Origin of the sequence: Janthinobacterium sp. P210006, assembly GCF_036231885.1 — a bacterium.
Taxonomy (GTDB): Bacteria; Pseudomonadota; Gammaproteobacteria; order Burkholderiales; family Burkholderiaceae_D; genus Janthinobacterium; species Janthinobacterium violaceinigrum.
Window position 1 is genome coordinate 1,668,771 of the sequence record NZ_JAZARD010000001.1, and the last position, 19,679, is coordinate 1,688,449.

Sequence of the window (19,679 nt, forward strand, 5' to 3'; positions counted from 1 at the left end):
AGGCGTGAGCGACGACGACACACCCGTTCCTGATGCGGTCCAGGCTGGCGGCTTGCCGCATGGCCTGGTCCAGCGCGACGCGGGCGTGTACTTCGACCTGTCCCTGGCGCCCGCGCAGTTGCGCGCCGCCGTGGACCAGCTGTTCCTGTCGGGGCAGCTGCTGGCGGGCCTCGATTACGGCTTGTTCCTGCTGACCCTGTTTCATGCGCCCGCGCCCCGCGCCGCCCCCAAAGGCGACGCCTTGCTGCGCATTGCCGCCAGGGTGGCGCCATTTCCGCCCCAGCGCCGCGCGCTGTATAAACAGATCAAGATCCGCGGCGACAGCGCCGAGTTTTACTTTGAAGCGCTGGCCCCTGACGCGGATGGCCAGATGCCGGCCCGCCGCGAGTTTGACGAGCTGGTGGCCGACCTGTGGGGCAAGGGCGTGCACTACGGCATCGATGGCGTGGCCGTGCGGGCCATTCTCGACAGCGGCAAGGCCGAGCGCATCACGGTGGCGCGCACGCTGCCGCCACAGCCGGGACACGATGCGCAACTGGTCGAAGTGTCGCAAGGCATCCACCGCGACGATGCGCCGCGCGAACGCTCCGATGGCCGGCTGGATTTGCTCAGTTTCAAGAACCGCTTTCCGCAAGTGAAAAAACATGCGCGCCTGCTGCGCCTGCTGCCGGGCACGCCCGGCTTGCCCGGCTACGACCTGGCCGGCAAGGCGCTGCCGCCGCCCGCGCCGCTGGAACTGGACCTGGCCACGGTGGCGGGGGTGGGCACGGCGGTCGAGCATTTCAGCGATGGCGATTACGTCGTCGCTACGCAGGATGGCTATGTGAATGTCGATGAGCACGGCAAGATCTCCATCGAAAACAAGATCGTCAGCCGCGAAGGCGTCAGCAGCCGTACCACGGGCAACCTGAAGCTGCGCGCCGCCTACGAGGAATATGGGGAAGTGCAGGAGCAGCGCCAGCTCGACGGCAGCGACATTACCATCCATGGCGACGTGTATGGCCATCTGCACTCGCATGGCGGGCTGATATGGCTCAAGCGCAACCTGGTGGGCGGCACGGCCTTCAACGAGCATGGCGACGTGCGCGTCGAGGGCGTGGCTTCCGGTTCCGTGCTGCAGGCGCTGAGCGGCGAAATCCACTTGAAGCGGGCCGAAAGCTGCGTCATCGCCGGCACGCGCGTGGTGATCGACAGTGCCAGCAATTGCGAGATCATCGCCGACGAGGTCGTCATCGAGCTGGCCGAAGGCTGCGCCGTGGCGGCACGCACCATCCGCATCGGCAGCGCCGGTCCCCGCAAGCAGGTGGAGATGCTGCTGTTCCCGCTGGTGCCCGACCTGGGCCCGCTGGAGCAACGGATCGCGGACGGCCTGGCAAAGGCCGCGCAGTTTTTGCAGGTGCAGCACAAGCGCCAGCAGGAAATCGATGCCATTGCTCAATTGCCCGAGGTGCGCAATTACCTGACCCTGGCGGGCCAGCTGCGGCGCGGCGAGCTGCAGCTGCAGCCGGCGCAGCAGCTGCAGTACGACAAGCTGGCCGCGCGCATCGCGCCCGTGCTGAAGGAAGTGGCGCGGCTGCGCGTGGACGTCAAGCAGTCGGAAATCATGCACGCGCAGATGCTGGCGCTGGTGGCGCAGGTGCGCCAGGAACGGCAGGCGGCGGCCGGCCAGACGCGCTGCACCCTGGGTCTGATCGATGGCGAAACGGCCGTGCGCGCGCTGGTCGTGCCGCCCGGGCCGGCCAAGGTCTACGACCGGCCGCCCAAGGAAATCAAGGCGCTGCTGCGCAGCGCCACGCCGGCCACGCAGCCCGTGTTTGCGGACAGCACGGGCAGCCTGGACTGGACGTACTCGCCACCGCCGTAATCAGTCCGTGACCTTGCCGCGCGACTGCTTCAGCACGCTGTGCGTGCTCTTGCTGTCGAGGCGCCGCCGCTGCGAGCTGCGCGTGGGCTTGGTGGCGCGGCGCACGGCGGGCAGGAAAGTCACGCTGTCGATGATTTCCTGCAGCCGGCGCAAGGCTTCTTCCTTGTTCTGTTCCTGGCTGCGCGACTGCTGCGCCTTGAGCACCAGCACGCCATCCTTGCTGATGCGGCTGTCGCGCAGAGCCAGCAGCCGTTCCTTGTACGCTTCCGGCAGCGACGAGGCGGCGATGGGGAAGCGCAAATGGATGGCGCTGGAAACCTTGTTGACATTCTGCCCGCCCGGGCCCTGGGCGCGGATGGCGGAAAATTCGACTTCGGCGGGGTTGACGAGGTGTTGCATGGCCGGCCTGTGGGGAAACGATGTCCGTATTGTAAGGCAAGTGGCGCGGAACTGCGCCGGCGCAAGGCCGTGGCGGCAGGCGATGATGTCTTCCGGGAAAGTTGCGCTTTCTCAACGCCGCCCAGGGCGATGCTGGTTAGCATGGGGCCAAAGTTGCATCGTTGCGCCACTGCGCATCCTGGCAGCGCTTACCGGATGAAAGGATCATCATGCAGCCCACGACTACGCCTGGCGCCGCAGCAACGGCCGAAGCTGGCACCGCGCAATACCTGACGCAGTACTTGAGCTTCCGGCTGGGTGGCCTGGAATACGGCCTCGATTACCGCTGCGTGCGGGAATTGCGCCCGCTCAAGGAGCTCGACCGTTTTTCGTCGGAAGGGGAAGTGCTGCACAGCGTGGCCGTGTCGCGCGGCGTGATCATCCCCATCGTCGACATGCGCGCCGCGTTCGGCAGCGCCCAGGGCGCACCCGACCCGTCCACCGACGTGATCATCCTGCAGCTGAGCAATGGCGTGATGGGCATGGTGGTCGATGGCGTCACCGATATCGTCAGCCTGGCCCCCGCCGACATCGCCGCCGTGCCCGGCCTGGGCGAGACGGAGGCGGACTACCTGCTGGGCCTGGGCACGGTGGCGGGGCGCCGGCTGATCCTCGTCGACATCGACCGCCTGATGGCGATCCGCAGCGCCAGTCCCATGCAGGTGGCCTAAAAAAAAGACGACCCGATGAGTCGTCTTTGTGTTTGGCCTTAGCCGAGTTTTTCCAGCTGATCCTGCAAGTCCAGCCACTCCGCTTCCAGCTGCGCCAGGTCCTTGGTGAAGAAGGTCTGGTCGGCCAGCAATTGCTTCAGCTTGGCCTTGTTGGCCGCGTCGTAGATGGTCGGCTCGCCCAGCTTTTCTTCCGTTTCCGCCTTTTGCGCGTTGCGCTTGGCAATCTGCTCTTCCTGGCGCTTGATCTTGTTTTCGATCGGCTTGCGCAGGGCGGCGGCCTTCTGGCGGTCTTCCGCTTCCTGGCGCTTGTCGCGCACGGGCGCGGCAGGGGCGGCGGTCGGCGCAGGGACGGACGACGTCACCGGGAAGTCGGTCTTGTTGGCCTTGCCGGCGGCCGGCAGCACGTCCGTGCCCTTGCCCAGCTTGGTCTTGAACAGCCAGTCCTTGTAGTCGTCCAGGTCGCCGTCGAACGGTTGCAGCTTGCCGTCGGCAACGATGATGAATTCATCGGTGGTGGCGCGCAGCAAATGGCGATCATGGGAAACGACGACCAGGGTGCCTTCGAACTGGGCCAGCGCTTCCGTCAGCGCTTCGCGCGTTTCCAGATCCAGATGGTTGGTCGGTTCATCGAGCAGCAGCAGGTTCGGACGCTGCCAGACGATCAGGGCCAGCGCCAGACGGGCTTTTTCGCCGCCCGAGAACGGGGCGATCGAAGCGGTCACCATGTTGCCGGGGAAGTTGAAACCGCCGAGGAAGTTGCGCAATTCCTGCTCGCGCACGGTCGGGGCGATCTTCGCCAGATGCCACAGCGGCGATTCGTCGTGGCGCAGCATTTCCACCTGGTGCTGGGCGAAGTAGCCGATGTTCAGGCCCTTGCCCATGGTGGCGTCGCCGCTCAACGGCATCAGTTCGCCGGCGATGGTCTTGATCAGGGTCGATTTGCCGGCGCCGTTCTGGCCCAGCAGGCCAATGCGCTGGCCGATCTGCAGCGAAAACTTGATGCCGTTGACGATGGTTTTATGCGTGACCGCGCCCGTCGCTTCGTTTTCGATCTTGTAGCCGGCATCGACGTCTTCCATCACCAGCAGCGGGTTCGGGGCGCTCAAGGGCTCGCGGAACTCGAACGAGAATTCGGCGGCGGCGCGCAAGGGCGCCAGCTCTTCCATCTTCGCCAGCGCCTTCATGCGGCTCTGCGCCTGGCGGGCCTTGGAAGCTTGCGCCTTGAAGCGGTTCACGAACGATTCCAGGTGGGCGCGCTTGCGCTGCTGCTTTTCCAGCGCGCCGGCGGCCAGGATCATCTGCGCCGCGCGCTGGCGCTCGAAGCTCGAGTAGTTGCCCGAGTAGCGTTTCAGCTTGCGCTCGTCGATGTGCACGACCACGTTGACCACTTCGTCGAGGAAGTCGCGGTCATGGGAAATGATCAGCAAGGTGCCCGCGTAGCGTTTCAGCCAGTCTTCCAGCCAGATGATGGCGTCCAGATCCAGGTGGTTGGTCGGTTCATCGAGCAGCAGCAGGTCGGACGGGCACATCAGCGCTTGCGCCAGGTTCAAGCGCATGCGCCAGCCGCCGGAGAAGCTGGCCACCGGTTGCTGCATCTGGTCCAGGGTGAAGCCCAGGCCCAGCAGCAATTGCTCGCCGCGCGACTGCACCGTGTAGGCGTCGGCGTCGGCCAGCGCGCTGTAGATCTCGCCGATGGCGATGCCGTTTTCCGACGTGGCCGGTTCCGATTCCAGGCGCGCCAGTTCCGCTTCCAGCTTGCGCAGGGTGACGTCGCCGTCGATCGCGTAGTCGAGCGCGGCGCGGTCCAGCGGCGGCGTTTCTTGCGCCACGTAAGCCACGCGCCACTTGGCGGGGAAATCGATTTCGCCCTGGTCAGGGTGCAATTCGCCACGCATCATGGCAAACAGGCTCGATTTGCCCGCGCCATTGGCGCCGATCAGGCCGATCTTGTCGCCCGGATTGAGGGTGACGTCGACTTGTTCGAGCAACGGTTTGATGCCGCGCATCAGGCTTACTTGTAGGAAACGTATCATTTTTTTCTTTGTGTTTTAACCCAAAGGCGCAAATCTGGGGTCGGACCCTGAGGGTCCGACCCCGGCACTTGCTGTTGGGTTGAGTGAGGTAGTGCGCTTGTCAATTAACCCAGCTTCAACTGCTCGGCCGTCAGCAGGAACACCATGTCGTCGCCGGCGCTCGTCGTCAGCCAGGTCAGGCCCAGCTCGCCGAAGGCCGCTTCCGCGTAGGCGCGTTCGTTGCCGATTTCAATCATCAGGATGCCGTCGTCCGTCAGGCGTTCGGCCGCGCCGGCGATGATCTTGCGCACCAGGTCCATGCCGTCGCTGCCGCCGTCGAGGGCGATTTGCGGTTCGGCCAGGTATTCCTGGGGCAGGGCGCCCATCGATGCGGAATTCACGTACGGCGGGTTGCTGATGATCAAATCGTATTTCTTGGCCGGCACGTTCGCGTACAGGTCCGATTCGATCAGGGTGACGCGGTCCTGCAGCTTGTACGTGTCGACGTTGCGCTTGGCCACGGCCAGCGCGTCGGCGGAAATGTCCACGGCATCCACGGCGGCGTTCGGGAAGGCGTCGGCCATCATGATGGAGAGGCAGCCCGAACCGGTGCACAGTTCCAGGATGTTTTCCACGGCGTCCGGTTCCGGCACCCAGGGCGAGAAGTACTCGGGGATCAGCTCGGCGATGAAGGAGCGGGGCACGATCACGCGCTCGTCCACGTAGAAGTTATACGTGCCCAGCCACGCTTCCTTGGTGATGTAGGCGGCCGGCACGCGGTCGATGCTGCGGCGGTCGATGACGGTCATCACGTTGGCCACTTCCGACGGCAGCAATTTGGCGTCGAGGAAAGGCTCCAGCCGGTCGAGCGGCAGCTTTAACGTGTGCAGGACCAGGTAGGCGGCTTCGTCGAACGCTTCGGCGCTGCCGTGGCCGAAAAACAGCTTGGCGGTATTAAAACGGGTAACGGCGTAGCGCAGCAGGTCGCGTGGCGTGGAAAACGGGTTCGGGGTCATGGCATTCTCGAAAAGACGGTGTTCTGGCCCGCCGTGACGGGCCTCGGTATTCAGGTTCAGACGGGCAGCAAATGCTCCAGGGTGCGCCGGTAGATATTCTTCAGGGGATCGATGTGGCGCAGTTCGATGTGCTCGTCGATCTTGTGAATACTGGCATTGGGCGGCCCGAATTCTATCACTTGGGGGCAGATCTGCGCGATAAACCGGCCATCGGAGGTGCCGCCCGTGGTCGACAGCTCCGTCACGATGCCCGTTTCCTGCTCGATGGCGGCGGACAGCGCATCGGACAGGGTGCCGCGCGGCGTGAGGAAGGGCAGGCCGCTCAAGGTCCATTGCAAATCGTACTGCAGGTCATGCCTGTCGAGGATGGCGTGGACTCGTTGCTGCAGGCCTTCCGCCGTGCTGGCCGTGGAAAAGCGGAAGTTGAAGTCGATCACCATGTCGCCCGGAATCACGTTGTTGGCGCCCGTGCCCGCATTGATGTTGGACATTTGCCACGTGGTCGGTAGGTAGTACTCGTTGCCCGCATCCCATTGCTCCTCGACCAGGTCGGCCAGCGCCTGCGCCGCTTCGTGAATCGGGTTTTTCGCCAGGTGCGGGTAGGCAATGTGACCCTGCACGCCCTTGATCGTCAGACGGCCCGACAGCGAACCGCGGCGGCCGTTCTTGATCATGTCGCCCAGTTGCGCGCTCGACGTGGGCTCGCCCACCAGGCAATAGTCGATCTGCTCGCCCCGTGCTTTCAATTGCTCGCAGACGATGACGGTGCCGTCCGTGGCCGGGCCTTCCTCGTCGCTGGTGATCAGAAAGGCGATCGAGCCCGTGTGTTCGGGCGTGGCGGCGATGAATTCCTCGCAAGCGACCACCATGGCGGCAATCGAGGTCTTCATGTCGGCCGCGCCACGGCCGTACAGCTTGCCGTCGCGGTGCGTGGGGATGAACGGCTGCGAGCGCCATTGCTCGACGGGGCCCGTGGGCACCACGTCCGTATGGCCGGCAAAGACGAACACGGGCGACGTGGTGCCGCGGCGCGCCCACAGGTTGGTGACGTCGTTCGACTGTATCGTCTCGCAGACAAAGCCCAGCGGCGTGAGGATATCGATCAGGTGCTGCTGGCAGCCCTTGTCATCGGGCGTAACCGAAGACAGGGCGATCAGTTTTTCGGTCAGGGCGAGAGTTTTGGAGGTGGTCATGGGTAAGGTCGTGCCGGCAACAGCGTTCCGGTGGTCAACTAAGTATGGTTACAGCGAGAAAAGGGTCTTGTACTGCGCATCCGAAAACGCCACGCTGAACTGGCCATCCTTGTCCAGCACGGGGCGCTTGATGATGGACGGATTTTCCAGCATCAGGGCCAAAGCGCTGGCCGCATCGACGGTGGATGCCTTGCGCTCGTCGGACAGGGCGCGCCAGGTCGTGCCTTTCTTGTTGACCAGCACATCCCACGGCAATTGGGCCAGCCACGCTTCGACGGTGGCGCGTTCCAGTCCCTGCTTCTTGAAGTCGTGGAAGGTGAACTCGATTTGCTGTGCGGCCAGCCAGGTGCGGGCCTTTTTGACGGTATCGCAATTGGGGATACCGTAGAGTGTAATGGTCATAGTGGTCGGGCTAACGGGGAATGAATGCGGTTCGCTTGATCGCGGCGCTTGCGCTGGCGCGATATGCGATGTTAGCCGCCATTATACAGTCGTTGCGCTACTCGATGCGGCGCTGCAACATGTCCCGGAATTTTTCCTGGACGGGCCGCGGCGCCGTCTTGCCTGGCTCCGCCGGGCCGAAATGCAGGCCCAGCCGCAGGGCCAGGGCGCGCAGGGCGCCGCTTTCCTGCAGGTGCAGGGCCAGCGCGATATGGCCGTCGGGGCGCACCAGGTAGGCCGCGTCGCGGCCCAGGCCGGCCAGCTTGGCGGCGACATTGAAGGTGTAGCAATGCACGGGCAGCTTCAGCACGCGCGCCTCGTCCAGCAGTTCGGGCGCGGGTTCGCCATAGATGTGCAATTGCCAATCCATGCTGCGCAGGGCGATGAAATTGTCTTGCGTGCCATCGGAGAACCACGGCAGGCGGTCGCCGCCGCGCAGGTATTCCGCATGGCCCGCGGACAGGGCGCTGTCTTCATAGCTGATCTGGATTTGCGACACCGTCTGGAACAGCAGGCGGCGCGCCCGCCCAAAGCCGGACAGGAAGGGCAGCGCATGGGGCACCAGCCAGCGGCGTAGGAATTGCCCCGCGATGCCTTGCGCGACGATGGCCTGGAAGGCGCGGTCGGTGGTGGCGACGAGCTTGCGGGCAAACACGATGCGCTCGCTTTCATAGGTGTCGAGCAGGGCGTCGTTGCTCTGGCCGTGCAGCTTTTGCGCCAGCTTCCAGGCCAGGTTGACGGCGTCGCCCAGGCCCGTGTTCATGCCCTGGCCGCCCACGGGACTGTGCAAATGGGCCGCGTCGCCGAGGATGAAGCAGCGCCGCGCGCGGAACTGGCCCGCCACCCGGTGATGCACTTTATATGTGGAAAACCAGTTTACGTGCTCGACCTGGATGCCCAGCAAGGCTTGCACCTGTTCCCGCACGTCGTCGAAGACGGGCGCCGGCGCGCCATCGGGGCGGTCGGGCAGGATGCCGATCAGGCGCTGCATGCCGCTGGTGCGCACGGGCAACATCAGCGCAAACGAATTCGCGCCCAGGTGGGCGTGCAGATCCGTGTTGTTGCCGGCCACTTGCGCATCGGCCACGTAGTACAGGTGATCGTAGGTGCCGCCGGAAAAGTCAAAGTCGGCAATCTCGCGCACCTTGCTGCGGGCGCCGTCGCAGCCGCAGATATAGTCGAACGTGCAATATTGCCGTTCGCCATCCTTGAGCACAATGGCTTGCACTTCGCTATCGTCCTGCGTCCACAGGTCCAGCGCCGCATTCCATTCCACATGCACGCCGGCCGCCGCCAGCTTGCTGATGAGAAAGCGTTCATGTTCGTCCTGGGGCAGGCTCAGCACGAAAGGGTAGGGGCTCAGCCCCTCGCCGATCTCGCCCAGCGCCAGCTTGACCAGTTCCTCGCCCCCTTCGTGGATGTGCATGGCGTTGATCTTGATCCCCAGGTTGACGAGCTCGTCGGCAAAGCCTAGCTGCTGGTAAAACTCCAAGGTGCGCGCATGCACGGCCATGGCCCGCGACGCCTGGCCCGGTCCGCTGTTCTTGTCGATGATGCGGCAATCGACGCCATGGCGCGCCAGGCGCAAGGCAAGCATGAGGCCGGTAGGACCGGCGCCGACGATCAATACGGGAGGAGTATTCATGCCATCCAGTATAGGACAGGATGGGAGATGGCTGCAGGACGATTGAAGTTGCGTTCTGGAAACGAAAATGTCCCGCCGGGGCGGGACATTCAGCGTGTTGCGTGCGCCTTGCGGCGCAGTAATCAGATACCGCGCAGCAACTCGTTGATGCCGGTCTTGGCGCGGGTCTTCGCATCCACGCGCTTGACGATCACGGCGCAGTACAGCGAGTACTTGCCGTCTTCCGAAGGCAGGTTGCCCGAGACCACGACGGAGCCTGCTGGCACGCGGCCGTAGGTCACTTCGCCCGTGGCGCGGTCGTAGATCTTGGTCGACTGGCCGATGTACACGCCCATCGAGATGACGGAGTTTTCTTCGACGATCACGCCTTCGACGATTTCCGAACGGGCGCCGATGAAGCAGTTGTCTTCGATAATGGTCGGGTTCGCTTGCATGGGTTCCAGCACGCCGCCGATGCCGACGCCGCCGGACAGGTGGACGTTCTTGCCGATCTGTGCGCAGGAGCCGACGGTGGCCCAGGTGTCGACCATGGCGCCTTCATCGACGTAGGCGCCGATGTTGACGTAGGACGGCATCAGCACGACGTTCTTGGCGATGAAGCTGCCGCGGCGGGCGACGGCTGGCGGCACCACGCGGAAGCCGCCCTTGGCGAAGTCTTCCTTCGTGTAGTTGGCGAACTTGGTCGGCACCTTGTCGTAGAACTGCATCGTGCCATCCGATGGCAGGACGACGTTGTCTTCCAGGCGGAACGACAGCAGCACGGCTTTCTTGACCCACTGGTTGACAACCCAGTCGCCCGAGGTTTTTTCGGCCACGCGGATGCTGCCGTTGTCCAGGCCATTGATGACGTGGGAGACGGCGTCGCGCAGTTCGGCCGTGCCGTTGCCCGGATTGATCTCGGCGCGGTTTTCCCAGGCCTGGTCGATGATGTTTTGCAGTTGTTGGCTCATGATGATGTCTTGTTTAGTTGATTGAGGCGGATGCGGAAAGCTGCTGGCAGAATTTTACTATGCGTAAGGCCGCTTCCAGCCCTTCGGCCGTTTCGGCCACCAGGGCCATGCGGATGCGGTTGCGGCCCGGGTTGATGCCGTGCGCGTCGCGCGCCAGGTAGCTGCCAGGCAATACCGTGACATTATATTCGGCGTACAGGCGTTGCGCGAATTCGGTGTCGGACAGGCCCGTGCGGCTGACGTCGGCCCACAGGTAGAAGCCGGCGTCCGGCAATTGCACGTCCATCACCGATTGCAGCAGCGGCGTGATGGCGTCGAACTTGGCGCGGTACTTGGCGCGATTTTCCTCGACATGGGTTTCGTCGTTCCAGGCCGCGACGGAGGCCGCCTGCACGGCAGGGCTCATGGCGCCGCCGTGGTAGGTTCGGTAGAGCAGGAATTTTTTCAGCACTTCCGCGTCGCCGGCGACAAAGCCCGAGCGCATGCCCGGCACGTTCGAACGCTTCGACAGGCTGGAAAACACCACCAGGCGCGCATACGGGCGCTCGATGGTGGACAGGCCCAGCATGTGCGCCGCCTGCAGCGCGCCCAGCGGCGGCGTGTCGCCGTGGTAGATCTCGGAATAGCACTCGTCGGCGGCGATGACGAAATCGTAGCGCTCGGACAGGGCGAACAAATGTTCCCAGTCCGTCAGGGTAAGCACGGCGCCCGTCGGGTTGCCTGGCGAGCACAAAAACAGCAACTTGACCTTTTCCCACACGCTGGCCGGTACGCTGTCGTAGTCGCAGCCGAAATTGCGCGCCGGGTCGGAATTGACGAAATACGGTTCGGCGCCGGCCAGGTAGGCGGCGCCTTCATAGATCTGGTAAAACGGGTTCGGGCTGATCACGAGCGAGCCGGCCGCCGGATCGATCACCGTTTGCGCCAGCGCAAACAGCGCTTCGCGCGAACCGTTCACGGGCAGGATTTGCGTGGCAGGATTGAGCTTGGGGATGCCATAACGGCGCTCGAGCCAGCCGGCGATGGCACCGCGCAAGGCTTCCGAGCCGATGGTGGTCGGATAGCTGGCCAGGCCGTGAATATTGTCGACCAATGCCTGCTCGATGAAGGCTGGCGTCGGGTGCTTGGGTTCGCCCATGCCCAGGCTGATGGGCGCATAGTCGGGGTTGACCGTCACGCCGGCAAACAGCTGGCGCAGCTTTTCAAATGGATATGGTTGCAGTTTAGCAAGAAGTGGATTCACGGAGCGGACCAGGGCAAGAGTGGAAAGACGATGTGGCTTAGCAATGACTGAACTTGGTAATGACTTGGTAATGGCTGAAAATAAGGGCTGAAAATGGCTGAGCGGTTGCTTGGCGCGGCAGGCTTGATGCCGGTCAAATAATCAGCTGCGTCTTTCATTATAGCCGTCCTCGCGGGCCCGCTGTGCAAGCGGGGTCAGCCGGATGGCTGCCCGGCTTGTCCGGGCATGCCGCAGCGGGGAGTGCCGCGCCATGGCGCGGCAAGGTAAAATACGCTATGTCTACCTTACTTCCCACCTTACTTGCTATTGAAACCTCGTCCGAACTCGCCTCCTGCGCCTTGCTGCGCGGCGATGTCGTCCTGTCCCGCGCCTCGTCGGGCGTGCGCACCCATTCCCAATCCATCTTGCCGATGGTGCAGGAATTGCTGGCTGAAGCGGGCGTGACCCTGGCGGACGTGGACGCCATCGCCTACGGCTCCGGCCCCGGCTCGTTTACGGGCGTGCGCACGGCTTGCGGCATCGCCCAGGGCCTGGCCTACGGCGCCAGCCTGCCCGTCGTGCCCGTCGTCACGCTCGACGCCATGGCGCTGGCATGCCACCAGCAGCATGGCGCGCAGCGCATCGTGACCGTGCTCGACGCCCGCATGGGCGAAGTGTATTGGGCGCAATACGATTACCAGGATGGCTTGCAGGCCATCGTGCCGCCGGCCCTGAGCGCGCCGGCCGGCGTGCTGCCGCAAGGCGACGTCGTCGGTTGCGGCAATGGTTTTGGCGCCTATGCGGACGCCCTGGCCCCGCTGCCGTGTGCCTCGACTGCCGACGCCGCCATCATGCCGCACGCCGTGCAGGTGGGCCAGCTGGCGCGCATCGCTTTTGCGGCTGGCCATTTCGTCAAGGCGGCCGATGCGCAGCCTTTGTATTTGCGCAACAAGATCGCCTACACGAGCGCGGAACGGCTCGACATGCAACAGGCCAAGGCCGCTGCGGAGTCGGCACAATGAGTGTGGCGGGCCAGGACGCAGTGACGCAGGCCGGCAGTGCGGCATGGGACTTGCTGCGCCTCGACTATCAGCCGATGCTGGAGACGGACCTGTCTGAGGTGCTGGCGCTGGAGCAGCGCGTGTATCCGCATCCCTGGACGTATGGCAACTTCGTCGATTCCCTCAAGAGCGGTTATCCGGCCTGGGTGCTGCGCGACGTGGACGGCACCTTGCTCGGCTACTTTTTGCTGATGCTGGTCGTCGACGAGGCGCACTTGCTGAACGTGGCCGTCGAGGGCGCCATGCAGGGACAGGGCCTGGGCCGTTTCCTGCTGAACCAGTCCTGCGCCTGCGCGCGTCAGCTGGGCATGGAATCGATGTTGCTGGAAGTGCGCCCGTCGAACGTGCGCGCGCTCGATATTTACCAGCGCTATGGATTTGAACAGATAGGCCGGCGCAAGGGATATTATCCGGCCAGCAATTCGCAACGTGAGGACGCCATCGTGATGCGTTATACCTTATGAGCCGCAGCGCCGTATTTCTCGATGAAATGGGCGTGGGACCATTGTGGCGCTTGCGCCACGGCGCCGCGCCCGAGGCCGCTGACACTGTCGTCGCGGCTCCCGTGGACGTGCAAGCTGCCGCGGCGCAGCCTGTGGCCGAAGCGCTTGAAATAGTAACTGAGGTGGTAGCCGAGGTGGTTGCCGAAGTGCAGGCCGAGGCGCCCGCCGCCGTTGTTGCTGCGCCCGTCGCCGCCACGCCGGTCCCCGCCGCCACACCAGCGCCCGCCGCGGCGGCGCCTGACGACACGGCCTGGTTCGACGATGCGCCGCCACCGCCGCCCGTGAAGCAGCTGAGCGATACGGATATCGCCGCCCTCGACTGGGATGGCTTGACGGCGGCCGTCGCCAAGTGCGCGCGCTGCGACTTGTGCAAGACGGGCAAGGGCGTCGTCATGGGTCGTGGCGACCGCCAGGGCGATTGGCTGATGCTGGCCAGCAGCCCGTCGCGCGCGGAAGAACGGGAAGGGCGCGCCTTGCCGGGCGAACAGGGCAAATTGCTCGACAACATGCTGAAAGCCATCGAGGTCGATGCCAGCCGCGATGTGTATGTCACCCACCTACTGAAATGCCGTCCGCTCGACGAGGCGGGGCAGGAGCGCTTGCCGACAGAAGCCGAGTCGGCCGCCTGCCGTCCGTATTTCGAGCGCGAACTGGCCCTGCTGCAGCCGCGCACCATCGTCACCCTCGGTTCGATGGCCGCCGCCGGCATCACTCCCGGCGAGAAACCCGTGCGCGGCACCGTGCGCCAGCTGGGCCATGCCTCTGTCGTTGCCACTTTCCACCCGGAAATGTTGCTGCAGGACGAGACAGGCAAGGCGAAGGCGCGCGCCTGGGCCGACCTGTGCCTGGCGAAAAGCACGCACGGTGATTGACGGGGCCGCCGGCGCTTTCCAGGCCCGCTTCGAGCGCCGCTGGGGCCACCTGACGCACCCCGGCGTGCGTGCGCTGGCCTGGCTGCTCGATTCGCCCGACTTGCTGGACCCGGCCAGCCCCCACTGGGGCGGGCGCATCGCCAGCCTCGCGCCCGTCGCGCCGGTTGTGGCCGCCTGGCTGGGGGCGCTGCAAGAGGACCCGTCGCCGCTCGATGCGGCGCTGGGACCGAAATTCTATTCCCGCCTGGGCCTGTATGCTGAAAAGCTGCTGGCCTTTTATTTTGCGCAGCATGGATTGCTGCAAGCGCATGGCATGCAAGTGCAGGTGAACCGCAACGATACGGTAGGCGAGTTCGATTTCCTGCTGCGTGATGGAGATTCCCTGTTGCACTGGGAATTTGCCACCAAGTTCTACCTGCTCGAAGGCGCGCCCGATCCCGGCGTCTTCAATCACTTGATCGGCCCCAACCTGGCCGACACCCTGGGCTTGAAGATGCGCAAGATCCTGGACAAGCAACTGGCCTTGTCCCGCCATCCGGCCGCGCAAGGCTTGCTGGCGCAGCCCGTGCGCGCGGCGCAGGCGCTGGTCAAGGGCTGGCTGTTCTATGCGGCGGGCGCCACGCCTGCCCTGGACGGTATTTCCCATGAACACGGACACGGCTTCTGGTGCACGCCGGCCCAACTGCCGGCGCAGCGCTATGTCGTGCTGCCGCGCCTGCAATGGCTGGCGCCATTCAAGGGGCGCGACGTGGAGGTGCTGGACGCGGATGCCTTGCGCGCGCAGTTGTTTGATCTGGCGCAACCCGTGATGGTGGCTACAGTGGATACTGTCGAAGGCTGGGAAGTGGAACGCGAGAGAGGGTTCGTCGTGCCCCATGACTGGACGGAGCAGGCTGCCGCGCGGCGAATAACGGGCGCGCTACCTGCGTAATGCCGGGGGCTGACCCGCCAGGTCAGCCCTCGAAATTCATGCTGCTGCGCGCGAATCAAGGACAGGTTATCGGATGTAAAACGCTCAACCCAAAACGAAATCCGGGGTCAGACCCTGAGGGTCTGACCCCAGCCCTTGCTGGGTTTAATGTTTTTGCTCGCCGATCAAGGACAGATTATCGTGCTCGGCCTGGTTCAACTTGTGTTTGCGCATGATCATGTACATGGTGCCGGCCACGAACAGGCCGAACAGGGTGATGATGATGTTCAGCGGCAGGTGCAGGCGGATCATGATCGAATACACGGCCAGCATGGTGAGGATAGACAGGTTTTCATTGAAGTTCTGCACGGCGATGGAGTGGCCAGCGCTCATCAGCACGTGGCCGCGGTGTTGCAACAGGGCATTCATTGGCACAACGAAAAAGCCGGACAGGGCGCCGATCAGTATCAGCAGCGGGTAGGCGATCCACACGGAATGCACTTGCGTCATCATCATGACGATCACGCCCATGGCGATGCCCAACGGAATGACGGTCAGCGACTTGCGCAGCGGAATGAAGCGGGCCGACAGCACGGCGCCGGCAGCCACGCCGATGGCCACCACGCCCACCAGGCTGGTGGCCTTGTCGAATGGCATGTTCAAGGATTGCTTGGCCCATTCCAGCACGATCAGCTGCAAGGTGGCGCCGGCGCCCCAGAACAGGGTCGTCACGGCCAGGGTGATCTGGCCCAGCTTGTCTTTCCACAGGATGGAATAGCAATTGGCAAAATCGGTGATCAGTTTGATAGGATTGCGTTCCTGGTGCGGATACACGCAGCCCGTGTCGGGAATCTTCAGGTTGGCCAGGGTCGCCAGCGCGTAGATGCCGACTACCACGCACAAGGCCGCTTCCGTCTTGTTGGTGATGCCCGTGTCGATCAGCGGAATGTCGATGGACAGCAGCATGTCGGACACGTGGCCGCTGACGAGCGCGCCGCCCATGACGGTGCCCAGGATGATGGAAGTGACGGTCAAGCCTTCGATCCAGCCATTCGCCGCCACCAGCTTTTCCGGCGGCAACAGTTCCGTCAGGATGCCGTACTTGGCGGGCGAGTACACGGCCGCGCCAAAACCCACGACGGCGTAGGCCAGCAGCGGATGCACGTGGAAGAAGACGAGGGCGCAGCCGAAGATCTTGACCATGTTGGCGATGAACATGACCTTGCCTTTGGGCAATGCATCCGCGAAGGCGCCGACAAAAGCGGCCAACAACACGTAAAACAGCACGAACGATAGTTTGAGCAGCGGCGTGATCCACGCCGGGGATTTCATGGACACCAATAAATCGACGGCGACAAAAAAGAGGGCGTTATCGGCCAGCGAGGAAAAGAACTGCGCCGCCATGATGGTATAAAAACCACGATTCATTCTGGAATGCCTGAAATCATATCTGGCTTGCTTTATACCACGAAAAAACGGCAAACCCCAAGTTTGGACGGGGCCGCTTTGCATAGTCTTGCCTAAGCGAAGCTTAATTTTTCTGCCGTAGAAAAATACACATACATGTGAGCATTTTATACATGCTGTCGTGGGCGACCATCGCGCCCATCGCATTCCAGGCTTGTCGCCCGCAGCTCGCCGCCCGCATCCGGCCCATCCGGTAAAATACGGCTTTCCCACCCGCCGTGAACCACGCATATGCCCAGGCCCCTCATCGCCACCATCCATCTCGATGCCATGCAACACAATCTGGCGCGCGCCCGTGCCTGCGCCCGCGGCGCCAAGGTGTGGGCCGTCGTCAAGGCAAATGCCTATGGCCATGGCCTGGAACGGGCCATGCGGGGCTTTGCCGATGCCGATGGCCTGGCGCTGGTCGAGGTCGACTATGCCGTGCGCTTGCGCGAACTGGGCTGGACCAAGCCCATCTTGCTGCTGGAAGGGTTTTTTGACGCCAGCGATCTGCCCGTCATGGCGCAATATGGCTTGAACGGCAGCGTGCATTGCGAGGAACAGATTGCCTTGCTGGCGGCGGCACGCCTGCCGCACCCCATCGACGTGCACCTGAAAATGAATACGGGCATGAATCGTCTGGGCTTTACGCCGGACGCCGTGGCGGGTGCGTATGCGCGCCTGCGCGCCATGCCCCATATCGGCACGATCACCCTGATGACGCATTTCGCCAATGCGGACGAGGCGGCGCCCACGCGGCTGCCCCTGGCCCAGCAGATGCTGCGCTTTGAGGCGGGCGCAGCCAGCATCGGTGTGCCCTTGCCGCGCAGCCTGTGCAATTCGGCCGGCCTGCTGCTGCACCAGCTCGACAGCGACTGGGTGCGTCCCGGCATCATGCTGTACGGCGGCACGCCCAGCGGCGCTCCCGGCGGCACGTCTGCGCAGGCGTTCGGCTTGCTGCCCACCATGACCTTGCGCAGCAGCATCATCGGCATCCAGGACATTGCTGCCGGCGACGTGGTGGGCTACGGCAGCCGCTACGAAGCGGCCGGCAATATCAAGGTGGGCGTGGTGGCCTGCGGCTACGCGGACGGCTACCCGCGCCATGCGCCCGAAGGCACGCCCGTGCTGGTCGACGGCGTGCGCACGGGCCTCATTGGCAGGGTCTCGATGGACATGCTGATGGTGGACTTGACGCACGTGCCCGGCGCGCGGGTCGGCAGCAGCGTGACTTTATGGGGGCAGGGCATGCCGATCGACGAGGTGGCCTTGGCCGCCGGCACCATCGGCTACGAGCTGATGTGCGCACTGGCGCCCCGCGTGCCCGTGAACGAGGCGTGACCGCAGACGGCGATTTGTATATACTGTGAATCTACTGTATATATAACCAGCTGTTTCACTTTACCCGAGCAAAGTACACCATGGCCAAAGTCAAGACCGTCTACACCTGCAGCGATTGCGGCGCCGTCAGCAATAAATGGATGGGGCAATGCACCTCGTGCAACCAGTGGAACACCATGGTGGAAAGCCTGCCCGAGACGGGCGGCAACAACCGCTATTCGAACCCGCAGCACATGTCGCTGGCGCAAACGGCGCCCGTGCTGTCGCTCGACGATATCGACGCCATAGACGTGCCCCGCTTCGGCACGGGCATCGAGGAATTCGACCGCGTGCTGGGCGGCGGCATGGTGGCGGGCGGCGTGGTGCTGATCGGCGGCGACCCCGGCATCGGCAAGTCAACCCTGCTGCTGCAGGCGCTGGCCAATATGTCGCACCACAAGCGCGTGCTGTATGTGAGCGGCGAGGAATCGGGTGCGCAGATCGCCCTGCGCGCCAAGCGCCTCGTCATCGATGCCAAGGAACTGAAACTGCAGGCAGAGATCCAACTGGAAAAGATCCTCGCCACCCTGGCCGATTTGAAGCCGGAAGTGGTGGTGATCGACTCGATCCAGACCGTGTATTCGGACGCGCTCAGCTCGGCGCCCGGTTCCGTGGCGCAGGTGCGCGAATGCGCGGCCCAGCTCACGCGGGCGGCCAAGCAGACGGGCGTGACCATCATCCTGGTGGGCCACGTGACGAAGGAGGGCGCGCTGGCCGGTCCCCGCGTGCTCGAGCACATCGTCGATACGGTGCTGTACTTCGAGGGCGACGCCCATTCCAGCTTCCGCCTCGTGCGCGCCATCAAGAACCGTTTCGGCGCCGTCAATGAGCTGGGCGTGTTCGCCATGACGGAAAAGGGCTTGAAAGGGGTGTCGAACCCGTCCGCCCTGTTTTTGTCGCAGCACGACAATCAGGTGCCCGGTTCCTGCGTGATGGTGACGCAGGAAGGCACGCGTCCGCTGCTGGTGGAAATCCAGGCCCTGGTCGACACCAGTCACCTGCCCAATGCGCGCCGGCTGTCCGTCGGCCTGGAACAGAACCGCCTGGCCATGCTGCTGGCCGTGGCGCACCGCCACGCGGGCATCGCTGCGTTCGACCAGGATGTGTTCATCAACGCCGTGGGCGGCGTGAAGATCACGGAGCCGGCGGCCGACCTGGCCGTGTTGCTGGCGATTAACTCATCGATGCGCAACAAGCCGCTGCCGCGAGGGCTGGTCGTGTTTGGCGAAGTGGGGCTGGCCGGCGAAATCCGCCCCGCGCCACGGGGCCAGGAGCGCTTGCGCGAAGCGGCCAAGCTGGGCTTTACCCTGGCCGTCGTGCCCAAGTCCAACCTGCCCAAGCAAGTCATCGAGGGCCTCAAGGTGATCGGCGTCGAGCGTATCGACGAAGCGTTCAACAAGCTGCGCGATCACGAGTAAAAGTCGGTATGGTTTAAATGCCAAGCTTGAGACAAGTCAAACAGAATTTCCGTTTAGAACTATAATATTTGTCCGATGGATTCCAGCGTGAATCCGCATCGACAATGAATTGATAGAGAAGCGGAATACAGTGTCAGTTGAGCAAAGGCAGGGCGCACGCAAGATATTGCGTGCCAAGGCAATGTTGGTAATCGATGGCGCGGGCCCCGTGGCGGCGCGCACCCTCGATGTGGGGCCGGGCGGCATGTCGGCCGTCATCGCGGAACCGGTGCCGACAGGCAAAAAGGGCAAGGTGCTGTTCGAGTTGTTTTATGATGGCTCGGCGCACATCATCGAGGCGCGCGTGTCCGTCTCGCACTGCATTTTCAGCAGTGCCGGTTTCAAGGTGGGACTCACTTTCCAGCAGCTGGACATGGCCGTCAGCAGCGCCATTTCAAAGTTCATGCGCTGAGGCGGGTCCGGGATTAGCGGCAAGTCAAATGCGCTAAAATGGTGCATATGGGTTTGCAGTCAGGAAAAACCTGTTCTGTTCGCTGTTTTGATATTCCAGTAATACTGCATAATTATCAACCAGAAGAGGGACCTTGCCGCGCCACGCGCGCTGGCGTCCGTTTCCAGCGCAGCGCGGTCAGGA

At 63.7% G+C, this 19,679-nt stretch carries 18 protein-coding genes; 9 read left to right on the forward strand and 9 right to left on the reverse strand.

Translation table 11 applies throughout. From position 1 onward, the window contains the following. The first annotated feature begins 4 nt into the window (after positions 1–4). On the forward strand, positions 5–1,864 hold the full coding sequence (locus tag VPH41_RS07435; RefSeq protein WP_328569460.1) for a flagellar assembly protein A: 1,860 nt from the start codon (positions 5–7) through the stop codon (positions 1,862–1,864). Here VPH41_RS07435 and arfB read toward each other — a convergent pair whose 3' ends face one another. After that, positions 1,865–2,263: an alternative ribosome rescue aminoacyl-tRNA hydrolase ArfB gene (gene arfB / locus VPH41_RS07440; protein WP_034749850.1), complete on the reverse strand. Its 399-nt coding sequence runs from the start codon at positions 2,261–2,263 to the stop codon at positions 1,865–1,867. Between the two features lie 209 nt (positions 2,264–2,472). Between arfB and VPH41_RS07445 the strand changes: the two genes are divergently transcribed. Beyond that, a complete protein-coding gene (locus tag VPH41_RS07445) occupies positions 2,473–2,973 on the forward strand; it encodes a chemotaxis protein CheW (RefSeq protein WP_287778389.1) in 501 nt (166 codons plus the stop codon). A 38-nt stretch (positions 2,974–3,011) separates the two neighbouring features. On the opposite strand, the gene VPH41_RS07450 is transcribed toward VPH41_RS07445, so the two are convergent. From VPH41_RS07450 to dapC, 7 genes are all read right to left on the reverse strand, one after another. Next, positions 3,012–5,006 (reverse strand): ATP-binding cassette domain-containing protein, encoded by a 1,995-nt coding sequence (locus VPH41_RS07450; protein WP_328569461.1) that lies wholly within the window; start codon positions 5,004–5,006, stop codon positions 3,012–3,014. Between the two features lie 104 nt (positions 5,007–5,110). Then, positions 5,111–6,001 carry a 50S ribosomal protein L3 N(5)-glutamine methyltransferase gene (gene prmB / locus VPH41_RS07455; protein WP_287778387.1) on the reverse strand — a complete coding sequence of 297 codons (891 nt, stop codon included), beginning with the start codon at positions 5,999–6,001 and terminating at the stop codon, positions 5,111–5,113. 56 nt (positions 6,002–6,057) lie between these two features. Further along, positions 6,058–7,194 carry a succinyl-diaminopimelate desuccinylase gene (dapE, locus tag VPH41_RS07460; RefSeq protein ID WP_328569462.1) on the reverse strand — a complete coding sequence of 379 codons (1,137 nt, stop codon included), beginning with the start codon at positions 7,192–7,194 and terminating at the stop codon, positions 6,058–6,060. 48 nt (positions 7,195–7,242) lie between these two features. Beyond that, positions 7,243–7,596: an ArsC family reductase gene (locus VPH41_RS07465; RefSeq protein ID WP_152284506.1), complete on the reverse strand. Its 354-nt coding sequence runs from the start codon at positions 7,594–7,596 to the stop codon at positions 7,243–7,245. Positions 7,597–7,693: 97 nt separating this feature from the next. Beyond that, entirely contained in the window at positions 7,694–9,280 is a 1,587-nt protein-coding gene (locus VPH41_RS07470) for an FAD-dependent monooxygenase (RefSeq protein ID WP_328569463.1), read from the reverse strand. Between the two features lie 122 nt (positions 9,281–9,402). After that, positions 9,403–10,230 (reverse strand): 2,3,4,5-tetrahydropyridine-2,6-dicarboxylate N-succinyltransferase, encoded by an 828-nt coding sequence (dapD, locus tag VPH41_RS07475; RefSeq protein WP_070282206.1) that lies wholly within the window; start codon positions 10,228–10,230, stop codon positions 9,403–9,405. Positions 10,231–10,243: 13 nt separating this feature from the next. Then, entirely contained in the window at positions 10,244–11,473 is a 1,230-nt protein-coding gene (dapC, locus tag VPH41_RS07480; protein ID WP_328569464.1) for a succinyldiaminopimelate transaminase, read from the reverse strand. Between the two features lie 275 nt (positions 11,474–11,748). Here dapC and tsaB point away from each other — a divergent pair, with 275 nt between their 5' ends. From tsaB to VPH41_RS07500, 4 genes are read left to right on the forward strand one after another with little or no spacing between them, the layout of a single operon-like run. Then, positions 11,749–12,474 (forward strand): tRNA (adenosine(37)-N6)-threonylcarbamoyltransferase complex dimerization subunit type 1 TsaB, encoded by a 726-nt coding sequence (gene tsaB / locus VPH41_RS07485; RefSeq protein WP_328569465.1) that lies wholly within the window; start codon positions 11,749–11,751, stop codon positions 12,472–12,474. Next, complete coding sequence (gene rimI, locus VPH41_RS07490; RefSeq protein WP_328569466.1) at positions 12,471–12,977, forward strand: ribosomal protein S18-alanine N-acetyltransferase; 507 nt, start codon at positions 12,471–12,473, stop codon at positions 12,975–12,977. The genes tsaB and rimI overlap by 4 nt, the downstream gene beginning before the upstream one ends. Next, positions 12,974–13,888 (forward strand): uracil-DNA glycosylase, encoded by a 915-nt coding sequence (locus tag VPH41_RS07495; RefSeq protein ID WP_328569467.1) that lies wholly within the window; start codon positions 12,974–12,976, stop codon positions 13,886–13,888. The genes rimI and VPH41_RS07495 overlap by 4 nt, the downstream gene beginning before the upstream one ends. Next, positions 13,884–14,819, forward strand: a complete 936-nt coding sequence (locus tag VPH41_RS07500; RefSeq protein WP_328569628.1) for a DUF1853 family protein — start codon at positions 13,884–13,886, stop codon at positions 14,817–14,819. The genes VPH41_RS07495 and VPH41_RS07500 overlap by 5 nt, the downstream gene beginning before the upstream one ends. 144 nt (positions 14,820–14,963) lie before the next feature. Here VPH41_RS07500 and lplT read toward each other — a convergent pair whose 3' ends face one another. Beyond that, on the reverse strand, positions 14,964–16,226 hold the full coding sequence (gene lplT / locus VPH41_RS07505) for a lysophospholipid transporter LplT (protein ID WP_152284514.1): 1,263 nt from the start codon (positions 16,224–16,226) through the stop codon (positions 14,964–14,966). A 270-nt stretch (positions 16,227–16,496) separates the two neighbouring features. On the opposite strand from lplT, the gene alr reads away from it, so the two are divergent. The 3 genes from alr (at position 16,497) to VPH41_RS07520 (ending at position 19,496) form a co-directional block, all read left to right on the forward strand. Next, entirely contained in the window at positions 16,497–17,588 is a 1,092-nt protein-coding gene (alr, locus tag VPH41_RS07510; protein ID WP_328569468.1) for an alanine racemase, read from the forward strand. A gap of 80 nt (positions 17,589–17,668) precedes the next feature. Further along, positions 17,669–19,045, forward strand: coding sequence for a DNA repair protein RadA (gene radA, locus VPH41_RS07515; RefSeq protein ID WP_328569469.1), 1,377 nt, complete (start codon positions 17,669–17,671; stop codon positions 19,043–19,045). A gap of 130 nt (positions 19,046–19,175) precedes the next feature. Further along, the gene (locus VPH41_RS07520) at positions 19,176–19,496 is read left to right on the forward strand and encodes a PilZ domain-containing protein (protein ID WP_226939138.1); all 321 of its coding nucleotides are present in this window, start codon (positions 19,176–19,178) and stop codon (positions 19,494–19,496) included. The last annotated feature ends 183 nt before the right edge of the window (positions 19,497–19,679 follow it).